Genomic DNA, 12,135 nt, shown 5'->3' on the forward strand with positions numbered 1-12,135 from the left:
TCTGCGTGCCGCACTGCGCTCGACGCTGGCGCTGGTGTCATTGACCGTGTTCCTCATCAGCGGCTATGCGTGGCTGATCCTCAACGACCTCGACGGCCGCCTCAACACCAGTGATGTCACCGCCAACGCCGGTGCCGACGGATCGATGGACATTCTGCTGGTCGGCAAGGACAGCCGCACCGACGCCAACGGCAACCCGCTGCCCGAGGACGTGCTGCGACGGTTACGTGCTGGGGACAACGAGGCCGAGCTCACCGACACCCTGATCCTGCTGCACATTCCCCGCGACCGTTCACGGGCCGTGGCGTACTCGATTCCGCGGGACACCTACGTGTCGATGCCGGACGGCTATGGAAAACACAAGATCAATTCCGCGTTCGGGCGTGCCAAGGCCCAGACCGCCGAGGAACTTCGTGCCGAGGGCGTGTCGGATTCGGCCGAGTTGGAGCGCCGCTCGGCCGAATCCGGCCGCGAACTGCTCGTGGACACGGTCACCGAGCTGACCGGTGTCGGCATCGACCACTACGCCGAGGTCAACCTGCTCGGCTTTTACCGACTGACCAAGGCCGTCGGCGGTGTCGAGGTGTGCTTGAAGGACGCCGTCGACGATCCGTACTCCGGAGCCGACTTCCCCGCGGGCCGACAGACCATCTCCGGTGGCGACGCGCTGGCCTTCGTACGGCAACGCCACGGTCTGCCTCGCGGTGACCTCGACCGCGTGGTGCGCCAACAGGCCTTCATCGCCGGACTGGCACGCTCGATGCTCTCCAGCGGAACGTTGTCCAACCCCGCCAGGCTCGAACGTCTGTTCAGCTCGATCGAACGTTCGGTGGTGCTGGACGCCGGATGGGATGTGCTGGAATTCGCACAGCAGATGCACGACCTGGCGGGCGGAAACATCACCTTCGACACGATCCCCGTGCAGGACCCCGCCTACGACACCCCCGACGGGCTGGCCGTCAAAGTCGACCCGGACGAGGTCGGCGACACCATCCAGCGCGTCAACGACGGACGCCCACCGCAGCCGGTGCCTCCACGCCAACTCGCCGCCACCACGGTCGACGTGCGCAACACCACCACCGTCTCCGGCCTCGCCGGACGCGTCCGCGACGACCTGGCCGAGGCCGCCGTGCCCGTCGGCGACGTGGGCAACGCCGCCGAACGGGACCGTTCCCGAGTCACCTACGGACCGGGCACCGGCACCTCCGCCCGCTACGTCGCCGACCAACTCGACGATCTTCCCGTCGTCGAGGACGACGAACTCGACCCCGACGAAATCCGGGTGCTGCTGGCAGCCGACTACGATGGTCCCGGCGCCAAGCGAAGTCTCACGGCCTCCGACCCGCTGGCGCTGAACCCCGAAACGCACCCGCCCCGGGCGAATCCGTCCACTCCCAGCGACGACGCCATCACCGCCGAAGACGTCCCCTGCATCAACTAGGCCCGCGCTTTCCGCCGGGCCGGTGAGACTTGATCAAGCGACAGTCGAGGCCGCGGGGCCCCGGCGCTCGTCGGCCCGGCGAATCTCCGAGTGTCTCGTAATTCGTCTCAGATATTGTCCTGCCCGGTTTTGAGATGGCGGTAGACCGTGGCCCGGGAGACGCCCAGTCGGGACGCGATCTCCTCGGCGGAGTGCTGTCCGGAGGCGTGCAGTTCGCGGGCGAGTTCGGCGTCGGCGGCGGAGAGCGTCCGGGGGCGCCCACCGCGAGTGCGCCGGGTGTCTCGTGTCCTCGTGGATTGCTGCCCGAGCAGGCGCCACACGCCGGCGAGGACGTGCTCGCGCAGCACCTCGTCCGACAGGTCCGGCAGCAGCGCGATCGGGTCGGTGGCGGCCGAGATCGCCTGCGCGAGCGCGACCCGCTCGGCGGGGCCCGCCTCCGTGCCGGCCGCGATGTCGACGGCGTGTTCCATCACCGCCAGCATGCGGGTGAACGCCTCCGACGGGACGGAGGCCAGCTCGCGCAGCAGCGCGAGCAGGGTCCCGCGGTAGCGCAGGAAGATCTCCACCCATCCGGTCATCAGCTCCGTCCGCACCGTGCCGATGTCCTCCTGCTGCGCCGCGTCGGCGAGCACCTGCTCGAGTTCGGTGGTCATCGGATCGAGCAGGTGGGCGAGGATCTCCGCTTTCGAGGTGAAGTGGTGATACAGCGCGGGTTTGGTGATGCCGACCCGGACGGCGACCTCCTGCAGGGTCGTCGGGTGGTAGCCGTGCTCGACGAACAGCCGCTCCGCCGTGGCCAGGATCCGCTCCCGCGTGTCCGACTGTCGATCCACCATGCCGCCACTTTACCTCCGGTCGGCACGAGGCGTACCTTCGCTTACCAAAGGTAAGTAGCTTCTTCGAGGAGATGAGAAGCATGACGACCAGCCCCACAGCAGGAGACGGTCCGGCGGTCTCCGCGCCCGGGACGTCCGTTTCGTCGGTCAGCCATCCGATCACGCTTGACAGCCCGGAGTTCGTGGTCGATCCGCAGGCGCACTTCACCTGGCTACGGACCCACGCCCCGGTGTATCGGGGCCGGGTGGATTCTTCCCTGGTCGATCAGGACGTCTGGATCGTGTCCCGGTACGCCGACTGCAAGAGTCTGCTCACCGACGACCGGTTCCCGCGCTCACCTGCCGGAGGTCCGGCCATCGCTTCCGGGATGCCCGATCACCTTCGGTTGCTGACCGAATCGATGATCTACAAGGATTCCCACGAGCATCGACGGCTGCGCAGGTTGGTGGCCAAGCCGTTCACCCCGCGCGCCATCGAACGGCTGGGGCAGCGGGTGAGCGAGCTGGCCAACGGACTGCTCGACGACCTCGAGGCCCGTGACGTAGTAGATTTGCGCACCGAGTTCGCGTTGCCCGTCCCGATGACCGTCATCAGCGAGATGGTCGGTGTCGACGAAGCCGACCGCGAGCGGTTCCATCGTGGTGTGCAGGGGCTCTTCGACGGTATGGCCGGGCCCGAGCAGGAAGCGGACCACGACGAGGGAGCCGCGCTGGCGGAATTCGTGCGCGAGCTGATCGAGCGGCGCAGGAGCGTCCCCGGCGATGACCTGCTCACCGGCCTGATCCAAGCCGAGGAGCAGGGCGAGCGACTCGCCGACGACGAGCTGGCGGCGATGGTGTTCACGCTGATCACCGCGGGCTACGAGACCACGTACAACCTGATCACCAACGCGGTCGTCACGCTGCTGGATCACCCTGAGCAGCTCGCGCTGCTGCGGGCGGACCCCTCGCTGATGAGCTCGGCGGTCGAGGAAATCGTTCGCTACGCCGGGCCCGTGCAGAGCAGCGAAGCGCTCACCGCGGCCGAGGACGTCACCTGGCACGGTCGGACCGTCCCCGCCGGTTCCCTGGTGCTGCCGCTGCTGGCCGCGGCCAACCACGATCCCGAGGTGTTCGCCGCGCCCGAGACGTTCGACATCACTCGCGGCCCGAACCACCACCTCGGGTTCGGCCATGGGGAGCACTTCTGCCTCGGGGCCAACCTCGCCCGGATGGAGGCTCGGGTGGCGCTGGACGCGTTGCTGCGGCGCAATCCCGGTCTCACCCTCGCCGTTGATCGGGAGCAGCTGACCCTCGACCCCGTGCCGATGCTGGTCCGTTACCGTTCCCTTCCCGTCCGCTTCGGCTGACCCGCCGGTCACCGGTAGCGGCGCTCGGCCGTGTCTTCGGTGGGGTGTGCTGCGCGGCGGCGGAATCCTGCGGAGGTGCGGGCGGGGAAGTACCGTTGCGGTCACGCGACCGCCGTGACCGGACCGGGCTTCGCCGGTGGTGGGCAGGACCGTGCGGGACACGCGGCGATCCTCCCGGCAACAGGGGTGCGGAGCTTCCGGGGCCGCTCCGGTGGGGCAGAACTCCGATCCGTGGAGGTGCGGGGTGAGTGGGGACTCTTCGGAAGCCGGTTCGGCCCGGCGGCCGCACCCGGTTCGCTTCGACGTCGAGTACCCGGACCGGGAGCTCAACCGCGTGGGCACGGCATTCCGGTTGATTCTGGCCGTGCCGATCCTCGTCGTGCTGAGCAGCGTCGGCGGCCGGGCGATGCACCTCGACGAGGGCTCGACGGAGGTGGTCGTGTCCAGCGCCGGTGGGCTGCTCTTCGTTCCGCCGCTGCTGATGCTCCTCTTCCGGCGCAAGTACCCGCGCTGGTGGTTCGACTGGAACCGCGAACTGCTGCGCTTCGTCAACCGGGTGATCGTCTACCTCGCTCTGCTGGACGACCGGTATCCCTCCACCGACGAGCACCAGGCGGTGCACCTCGATTTCGACGCCCCCGAGGACCGCACGCTCAACCGGTGGCTTCCGCTGGTGAAGTGGTTGTTGGTCGTTCCGCACTACGTGGTGTTGTTCTTCCTGGACATCGCGGCGGTGGTGGTCGTGGTGGTCGCGTGGTTCGCGATCGTGTTCACCGGTCGCCATCCACGGGGGTCGTTCGACTTCCTGGTGGGGGTGGGCCGCTGGCACAATCGTGTCATCGCCTACGCCTGGATCCTCGTCACCGACCGGTATCCGCCGTTTCGGCTGACACCGTGATCGGAGAGGGGCCCGGTATCCGGTCGTCGACGGATTCGCCGTCGGCAGGGTTCCCGGTGGCCGTCCGCATCGAGATCTCCGACGGGGACGAGACCTGCTGTCTCGATGCGGGCAGCGATGAGCCCGAGGTCAGCCCGGCCAGCCTGGTGAGGATCTTCGAGTCCGACGGTTCGGACCGGCAGAAGTGGTGCGTCCGCGGGGACGGATCGGGCACCGATGCGATCAACATCGCTCCGCACCTGAACCGGGGTGCCGGGCTGGGGCTCCGGGACGGCTTCGGGCACCACTCCTACGACGAGGCCGTGCTGGTGCGGAACTTCTCGGCCATGAACCAGCTGTGGTACTGGAACGGCGCCGATTACCACGACATCATCCCGAACTAGTGATCCAGCGTCACGTTGTGACCCTAGCTGGTACTCAGGGATGCGAGAACAGCGCGTTCACCCCGTGATCAGGCAGTTTGGTGCGGAACATCCGAGGATCACGGGATGGTAGCAAGCTGGCTGTGGTGTTGGTCGGGCTCCTGCGGGACCTCCGAACGGCTACGAGAGACCGGAGCCGCGCGGTTCGTAGGCCCAGTGCATCGCCGATTCGAGCGGGCCGCGCCGGAAACGGCGCAGCCACCACGACGCCAGCACCATGAACGTGCCGACGACCGCGCACCACGCGACGATGACCCACCACGGACGGGCGGGGTCGAGACTCGTCGCGAGTCCGAGCCCCCAGCCGTAGCACAGCGCGCTGCTCATCAGGTTCTGGAACACGTAGCAGGACATGGCCGTCCGCCCGGTCGAGGCCAGACCGCTGCGCAGCGGCCCAGGGCGGCCGCGGGTGCGATACGCGAGCTCGACGATCAGCCCGAGCAGGCCGAACGCGACCACGGGCGGCAGGACGTAGCGATCCACGAAGAACCATTCCTGCCCGGCGAAGGTGGTCACCAGGTTCACCGGAACACCGAAACCGAGGCCCCAGCGGATCAGCCGGGCGCGGATCGCGGTCCCGTGCGGTGTTTCGGTGAACGCGCCCGCGCGCATCAGTTCGATGCCGGCCAGGAACAGGACCGTGCTCATCGGAATCACGATGACCAGCTCGGATCGGTACGTCCCGATGTCGGCGATGCGGGCCTGGACCTGTTCGAGCCAACCGCCGTGGCTGTACAGCGGGGTCCCCGTCCAGCCGCGGGGTGACAGAGCGACGTGTCCGGTGTGCATCCCGAGGGTGAGCACCGTGATCATGCCGGTGTGCAGCAGCGCCGCCGTGGCCATCCACCAATACCGCACCTTCGTGCGGGCCCCGACGAGCACGGACACGTACATCGCCACCAGCGCGTAGCCCATGAGCACGTCGAACTCGAAGATCAGCAGGTAGTGCAGCGCTCCCTCGAGCAACAGCAGTACGCACCGCCACAGGTACCTGCCGGGCCAAGCTCGCCCCCGGCGGCGCGCGGAACGGTACTGCAGCTCGAGGCCGACCCCGAACATGATGGACAGCAGCGCGACGGACTTGCCGTTGACGAGGAACAGCAGCAGCGATTCGACCACCTCGGCGAGTGATCCGTCGCGGTTTCCCATCGCCCGCAGCCACCCGGCGGGGCCGGCGGGATCGGTGAAGATCCAGATGTTGGTCCCGAGCGTGCCCAGGATCGCCGTGCCGCGTACCAGGTCGAGCGCCTCGATGCGCTGCGTCGTGCTCGTCGTCGCGGCTTGATCCGGGTTGTGCGCGGGGTGAGTGCTGGTTGCGGGTCGCTGCCGTTTCACGCTTGCCGAGCTTAGGAATTCGTGCGCACGGACACCTGCACCCGCGGGTGGATTCGTGGGTGGAGATCCGGCGGGAGCTAATTCCTCGTCAAACCGTGCTCGTAGGCGTAGCGCACGGCCTCGGCCCGGTGCCGTGCCCCGATCTTGGAGAACGCGTTGTTGATGTGGGACTTGACCGTGGCTTCGCCGATGAACAGCTCGCCCGCGATCTCGGCGTTGCTCAGCCCCGCGGCGATGAGCGCGAGCACCTCGCCCTCCCGGGCCGTGAGGCCGGCGGGCGGCTCGGGGGAGCGGGCAGCGTGCTCCCCTTCGGTGGAAGGCGGGCCGGACGGTTCGGTCAGCGCCGCGACGAGTCGCCGCGAGACGGGCGCGTTGAACGTGGACTGCCCGGTGACGGCGGCGCGCAGCGCGGCCTCGATCTCCCCGCGCCCGGTGTCCTTGGTCAGGTAGCCGAGCGCTCCTGCCCGCAGCGCCGCGCTGATCGATTCGTCGTCCGAGTACGTCGTGAGCACGACGACCGCGACCTCCGGGTGCTCGGCGCGCAGCCGTTTCGTCGCCCGGGTGCCGTCCAGGACCGGCATCCGCAGGTCCATCAGCACGACGTCGCAGGTGACCGCGGTGATCAGGTCCAGCACCTGGCGACCGTCGGCGGCGCTGCCGACCACCTCGACGCCGTCGATCAGCCCCAGCAGCGCGACGAGTCCCTCACGGGTGACCTGCTGGTCGTCGGCGACGATCACCCGGATCGCGTTCGCGGTCACCGGCAGCTCCCCTCCGTCACCGGTGCATCGGCGGTCACCGACCATCCTCCCGCGTCGTCCGGTCCCGCCGTCAGGCGTCCGTCGACCAGCGCGAGGCGTTCGCGCATCCCCGTGAGCCCGAACCCGTCGTCGCGGTCTGCTCGGCCGTTCGCGCGGTCGTCGTCGGGCGCGGCCGGGGAGTCCGCCGAGTCGGGCGCACCGGCGTCGCGCACCCGCAACCGGATGGAGGACGCATCGTACTCGAGGGTGATGGCGATCGCGGCCCCCGGAGCGTGCTTGGCCGCGTTGGTCAGCGCCTCGCGGGCGGTGTCGAGCAGGGCCACCGTCGTGGCCGACGGCAGGGAGCGGCCGGTTCCCGTGGTGCGCACCGACACGTCGGCGCCCTGGTCGCGTCGGTGGTTGTCGGCCAGTTCGTCGAGCGCTTCCGGCAGCGACGGGACGTCGCGGCGCAGCGCCGCCACCGCGCTCCGCGCCTCGGCGAGTCCGTCGGCGGCCAGTCGGCGGGAGCGGCGCACGTGCTGCAGCGCGGTTGCGGGGTCCTCCTTCTCGCTCAGCAGCGCTTCGGCGACCTCCAGCTGCACGCCCAGGCCTCCCAGGGAGTGCGCGAGCACGTCGTGCATCTCCCTGGCGATCCTCGCGCGCTCGTCCAGCGCGGCGGCTCGTGCCTGGGCGTGCTGTGCCTGGCGGAGCTCCTCGAGCAGCTGTGCCGTGCGCTGCGCGTGGATCTGGTACTGCCTCCTGCTGAGTCCGAGCAGGACGAGCACGAGCATCACGGGGATCGCGCTGAGCAGCACGGCCGGAGACATCTCCGAGATCAGGACGGATGCGCTGACCAGCGTCATGTCCAGCGCGCAAACGCCGGTGATGATCCGGGGTCCGGGTGTGGGGTGCGAGGCGAGGATCCCGAGGGAGACCGCGGCGATGATGATCGCCACGCCCTGCACGGTGCCGGCGGTCGCCGAGGCCAGCACCGAGCACACGGCCAGCGCGGTCGTGGCGAGACGTGGCGAGTACCGCTCAGCTCCCACGAACGTCACCCAGCACAGCAGGCTCGTGACGAGCGCGGTCGAGATCCACGGCGGCGGACCCTGCCGCAGCACGGCGAAGAGGGGCCAGGCCAGCAGCACGGTGCTGAGCAGCTCGGCGATCCACCAGCTCCTCGAGTAGTGGTCCATGAAACGCGACGTGCGGGCAGGACGTGCGTCCGTGGTCATGCGCTGCTCCCGGGATCGACGTCGTCCGCGGCACTTCGGCGTCACGGCGACCGTCCGGCCCGCCGTGCCCACCGCCTCGGCGTCCGGCGTCGTTGTTCGATCGCCTGTGGAGGCCGCCGGTTCGGGGATACGATCGTATTAGTGATCGTGGTTCTGGGGGTGTCCGTGGTGGAGACACCGCTGCCGGCGAACGTGCGGTCCGGAACGGACGGTGCGCCGAACGGAGGGACTTCGCGCCGGAATCGATCGAGCGCCCCGCGCCGCGGGGACGTCGAAGGCCCGGCCCGACGTTTCGCGCGGGGCCTTCGACAGCCGAATCGAGCACTGCTCAACTGGGAGGATTCGTGTCCGCCAACGTGAAATCGCTGTTCATCGGTGCGGTCCTGCTGATCGCCGGTCTGGTCCTGGCGTTCACCGCGCGAGGAGTGCGGCTGCCCGTCGTCGCCCCGGACAAGGTCGGTGTCGTGCTGGCGGTTCTGGGAGGGATCGAACTGGTCGTCACGGCCGGGGTGATGCTCCTTCCGCCGCGGAGCGGTGATCTCGGCCGCGAGTAGCGGTCGGTCGCGGGCCGCCGGCAGCGCCCGTGCCCGTCGCCTCGGTTCACGCGGGTGCTGTGGCGGCGGCGATTCCTTCGGCGGGGCGTCTCGGCAGGGGGCCTGAATCCCGCGTGAACGTCATCGCGCGAACGGATGACCGTCAGTGGGCGGGGGCGTCAAATGGGGGTCGGCTCTGTTGCTCCGGAGCGGTCAGCGGGTCCACTGTGTGCGGCGAGACCGATCGAGGCGATACCCGGCACAGCGGGTATGAGACGGGGAAGAAGGGGGCGCTGGACGTGCCGCTGCGTTCGTACGGGGTCGTGACGGCTCGAGTGGTGGACACCCGCCGCGAGGGCGGTTCCGATGACACGCCGCACTACCAGATTCACCTCGCCGACGACGAGGGGACGCACTACCGCGCCGCCGTCAACGTCAAGTCCGCGCAGCCTCCGTGGGAGCTGCTGTACCTCGCCGTCGAGGACTTTCGGCATTCGCTGATCGAGCAGCTGCCGGCAGCGGGTTCGGGGTGGAACGCCCTGCCGTCGGAGCAGGGCGGTGCGAGTCTGGACTACATCCGTGCCGACCTGGTGGAGCGTTCGCGGATGCGTCCCGTGCCCCCCGACGTCGAGGGGGCCAACAACGATCTGGCCGACTTCCTGGACCGCTACGTGCGCCGGGCGCAGCAGGACCCCTCGGCGTGCGCCTACGTGTTCGGTGAGCCGTGGGGGCCCGAGGAGGAGCCGGACAAGGTGTTCGGATTCGAGCCGGGCAACGGTGTGCACAGCGTGCACATGAACCAGGGCAACAGCGAGGAGTACCGCGAGGACGACGGCGTGTGGCAGGACGGCGGACTGCTGCTGCACTTCGCCGAGGAGGACCGCTGGGTGGCCGTCTTCCTCGCGTTCCAGAGCCAGTCGTGGAACACCGACGACCGTACCGGGCACGCCCTCGGGAGCGGAGCGCCGCAGCCGGAGCAGACGTCCGCGGTGTGAGCGACGGCGTCGCGTTGGCGGCTCGCGGCGTCTCGGCGGGCTCGGCGATCGCCCGGTTCGCCCCGCCCGGTGCCGATTCGGCGCTGCCCCGGAAGGGGGAGTTCGGGATCGTCGACCACGAGGGGCTCTTGTTCCCCGATCCGGCCGTCGGCGTCTTCGAGCTGCGCGGCCTGGACAGGCGGGAGGGGGCTCTCCGGCTCGACGCTCGTCGCGAGCGGGGCGACCTCCTCGGCGGAACACTGGTCGAGGTCGCCCCACCCACCGCTCCGCCCGGTCGTGGCGGTGCCGGTGCGGCGGCCCCGTTCCGCGGCGCACGACCAGCGCGCCGCCTCGGGGCGACGGGGCTGCCGCACCTGACGTGCCACCGGCGCATCCGGAGCGGTCGTTGGGCCGGTGGCGCACGTCCACCGAGTACCGATCTCCGAGAGCACCTCGCCTGGAGTTCTAGGGGGTACCGGTCTCACCCACGTGGGACACGCCGTGGTCGCCCTGCCGTGCTTGGACGTCGCGCAGCAGGGTTCGCAGCAGATCGCCCAGCTGGTGACGTTGCTCGTGGTCCAGCCCCTGGAGCAGCTCGAGCTCACGGCTGAGCACCCTGTCGACCGTTCGTTCCACGAGCGCGTGGCCGGTTCGCGTCAGCTCCACCCACATGCAGCGGTCGGGGCCGGGGTCCGGCCAGCGGACCACCAGACCGTCGCGTTCGGCCTTGGCCACCCGCTGGGAAATGGCCCCCGCGCTGACCAGGGTCAGCTCGGACAGCTGGCGCGTGGTCAGCCGATACGGAGTCGAACTGCGACGAATCACGCTCAGCAGGTCCAGGGTCGCGGAGTCGACTCCGGAATCGGACAGCACGCGCCGACGGTCCTCGCCGAACAGCTTGGCCAACCTCCACAGTCGTGTTACCACTCCGATCGATTCGACGGGTGTCCCCGGGCGCTCCTGGCTCCATGCCTCGGCTATCTCGTCGGCCGCGTCCGGAGGGGCCTGCTCTGCTCGCGTGCTTCGGTCGCCGGGGTCGTTCTCCGTCATCGCCGCGTACCTCCTGCCCTGTCCGAATTCAGGATACTGTGGTGTTTGAGCCTAAACAAAAAGCCCTCTCCGGGGGGTGTGGTCTGGCGGGGCGAATCCTTCGGCGCTGCGTGGGGAGGTCTGATCTGTGGTGTGTGTGCAGCGCACTCCGGCAGTGTTCGCCCGCTGATCGAGTCTCGTGGCCCCGCTCCGCGCTCGATGCTCGACTGTTTTGCGGCCGCAGTTCGGTTTTTCCGGGGGAGCACGGCGGCGCGCATCCGGACTTTCTTGCTCTTCCGAAAGGATTGATCTAACCTGTTTAGGTCTAAACATCAAGCGGAGGGAAGTGCTCCGTGAACAGGACAGTGCTCGTGACCGGCGGGTGTACCGGTTTCGGCCATGCCATCGCCGCCAGGTTCGCCAAGGGCTCGGACCACGTGTACATCACGGGGCGGCGCACGCACGTGCTCGAGGGGGCCGTTCGCGCACTCGGGGACAACGTGCACGCCCTGTCCTGCGACGGGACCGATCCGGAAGCGGTCGAACGTGCCGTGGCGAGCATCGACGGCCCGCTGGACGTGCTGGTCAACAACGCCGGGGGCAACACCGACTTCGGCATGCCCGCCGACGGTGGTCTCGAAGGCAGCCTGCGGCGCTGGCGGGCCAACATCGACGCGAACCTCATCTCCGCGGCCCTGATGACGGAAGTGTGCGACGCCAAGCTCAACACCGGCGGAACTTTGGTCCACATCGGATCGATCGGCGCCGATCAGGGGGGCGGTTCCTACGGAGCCGCGAAGGTGGCGCTGGCTTCCTACAACGTCGGTTTGGCCGAGCAGTTCGGTCCCCGCGACATCACGTCGAACGTGGTGGCCCCCGGCTACTTCCCCGACACCGAGTTCTTCGGTTCCGGGCTCCCGCGGGACGCCCACGACGACCTGGTGTCGCTGACCGCGCTGGAGCGGCACGGGGATCCCGCCGAGATCGCCGAGGCCGTGGCCTTCCTCGCGTCTCCCGGCGCGCGCTTCATCACCGGTCAGGTGATCAACGTCAACGGGGGCGCGTCCACCATCCGCTAGTTGTCGCGGAGCGGGGCGTTCACGGTGCTGACCGACGTGGGATCCGGTTGCGCCGCGGCCGGGGCGGTTGAGTAGCGCGCGGGGCGTGTCGAGTCCGGAGAGTTCCAAGGTGGGGGCTGTCGGTCACGCCGTCAGCCCCCTGAACCGCTAGGTTCTTCGTTCGCGTCCCGACCGCTTTCCCCGGTCGGGTCCGCTGCGCGCATCGTCGGGTGCTGACCGCGGTGACGAGACGTCGTCTGTTCGTTGCTCTCCTCATCTCGGAGT

The 12,135-nt window shown here is 69.2% G+C and carries 12 protein-coding genes; 7 read left to right on the plus strand and 5 right to left on the minus strand.

The features are described from left to right. The first annotated feature begins 34 nt into the window (after positions 1-34). A complete protein-coding gene (locus FHR84_RS03390; protein ID WP_218861918.1) occupies positions 35-1,441 on the plus strand; it encodes an LCP family glycopolymer transferase in 1,407 nt (468 codons plus the stop codon). A 107-nt stretch (positions 1,442-1,548) separates the two neighbouring features. Here FHR84_RS03390 and FHR84_RS03395 read toward each other — a convergent pair whose 3' ends face one another. After that, entirely contained in the window at positions 1,549-2,277 is a 729-nt protein-coding gene (locus FHR84_RS03395; protein WP_179533926.1) for a TetR family transcriptional regulator, read from the minus strand. An 80-nt stretch (positions 2,278-2,357) separates the two neighbouring features. On the opposite strand from FHR84_RS03395, the gene FHR84_RS03400 reads away from it, so the two are divergent. The 3 genes from FHR84_RS03400 to FHR84_RS03410 all read left to right on the plus strand — a co-directional run bounded on the left by FHR84_RS03400 (position 2,358) and on the right by FHR84_RS03410 (position 4,907). Next, a complete protein-coding gene (locus FHR84_RS03400) occupies positions 2,358-3,626 on the plus strand; it encodes a cytochrome P450 family protein (RefSeq protein ID WP_179533927.1) in 1,269 nt (422 codons plus the stop codon). Between the two features lie 244 nt (positions 3,627-3,870). After that, positions 3,871-4,524, plus strand: coding sequence for a DUF4389 domain-containing protein (locus FHR84_RS23090; protein ID WP_179533928.1), 654 nt, complete (start codon positions 3,871-3,873; stop codon positions 4,522-4,524). Between the two features lie 56 nt (positions 4,525-4,580). Then, on the plus strand, positions 4,581-4,907 hold the full coding sequence (locus FHR84_RS03410) for a hypothetical protein (RefSeq protein ID WP_179533929.1): 327 nt from the start codon (positions 4,581-4,583) through the stop codon (positions 4,905-4,907). Between the two features lie 159 nt (positions 4,908-5,066). Here FHR84_RS03410 and FHR84_RS23095 read toward each other — a convergent pair whose 3' ends face one another. From FHR84_RS23095 to FHR84_RS03425, 3 genes are all read right to left on the minus strand, one after another. Then, positions 5,067-6,281 (minus strand): DUF418 domain-containing protein, encoded by a 1,215-nt coding sequence (locus FHR84_RS23095; protein ID WP_179533930.1) that lies wholly within the window; start codon positions 6,279-6,281, stop codon positions 5,067-5,069. A 77-nt stretch (positions 6,282-6,358) separates the two neighbouring features. Then, positions 6,359-7,087 (minus strand): response regulator, encoded by a 729-nt coding sequence (locus FHR84_RS03420; protein ID WP_179533931.1) that lies wholly within the window; start codon positions 7,085-7,087, stop codon positions 6,359-6,361. Further along, positions 7,039-8,256, minus strand: a complete 1,218-nt coding sequence (locus tag FHR84_RS03425; RefSeq protein ID WP_179533932.1) for a sensor histidine kinase — start codon at positions 8,254-8,256, stop codon at positions 7,039-7,041. Before FHR84_RS03425 ends, FHR84_RS03420 begins: the two co-directional genes overlap by 49 nt. 344 nt (positions 8,257-8,600) lie before the next feature. On the opposite strand from FHR84_RS03425, the gene FHR84_RS03430 reads away from it, so the two are divergent. Together FHR84_RS03430 and FHR84_RS03435 are read left to right on the plus strand one after the other, a co-directional pair. Next, positions 8,601-8,810: a DUF5708 family protein gene (locus FHR84_RS03430; protein WP_179533933.1), complete on the plus strand. Its 210-nt coding sequence runs from the start codon at positions 8,601-8,603 to the stop codon at positions 8,808-8,810. 278 nt (positions 8,811-9,088) lie between these two features. Continuing rightward, positions 9,089-9,784, plus strand: coding sequence for a DUF2278 family protein (locus FHR84_RS03435; protein WP_179533934.1), 696 nt, complete (start codon positions 9,089-9,091; stop codon positions 9,782-9,784). A 444-nt stretch (positions 9,785-10,228) separates the two neighbouring features. On the opposite strand, the gene FHR84_RS03440 is transcribed toward FHR84_RS03435, so the two are convergent. Next, positions 10,229-10,813, minus strand: coding sequence for a MarR family winged helix-turn-helix transcriptional regulator (locus tag FHR84_RS03440; RefSeq protein WP_179533935.1), 585 nt, complete (start codon positions 10,811-10,813; stop codon positions 10,229-10,231). A gap of 332 nt (positions 10,814-11,145) precedes the next feature. Between FHR84_RS03440 and FHR84_RS03445 the strand changes: the two genes are divergently transcribed. Then, a complete protein-coding gene (locus FHR84_RS03445) occupies positions 11,146-11,871 on the plus strand; it encodes an SDR family oxidoreductase (protein WP_179533936.1) in 726 nt (241 codons plus the stop codon). The last annotated feature ends 264 nt before the right edge of the window (positions 11,872-12,135 follow it).

Origin of the sequence: Actinopolyspora biskrensis (assembly GCF_013408175.1) — a bacterium.
GTDB classification, from domain to species: domain Bacteria; phylum Actinomycetota; class Actinomycetes; order Mycobacteriales; family Pseudonocardiaceae; genus Actinopolyspora; species Actinopolyspora biskrensis.

Coding starts and splice junctions, on each gene's coding strand:
- FHR84_RS03395 (WP_179533926.1), bottom strand. CDS start 2,277: ATGGTGGATCGACAGTCGGACACGCGGGAGCGGATCCTGGCCACGGCG.
- FHR84_RS03400 (WP_179533927.1), top strand. CDS start 2,358: ATGACGACCAGCCCCACAGCAGGAGACGGTCCGGCGGTCTCCGCGCCC.
- FHR84_RS03420 (WP_179533931.1), bottom strand. CDS start 7,087: ATGGTCGGTGACCGCCGATGCACCGGTGACGGAGGGGAGCTGCCGGTG.
- FHR84_RS03425 (WP_179533932.1), bottom strand. CDS start 8,256: ATGACCACGGACGCACGTCCTGCCCGCACGTCGCGTTTCATGGACCAC.
- FHR84_RS03440 (WP_179533935.1), bottom strand. CDS start 10,813: ATGACGGAGAACGACCCCGGCGACCGAAGCACGCGAGCAGAGCAGGCC.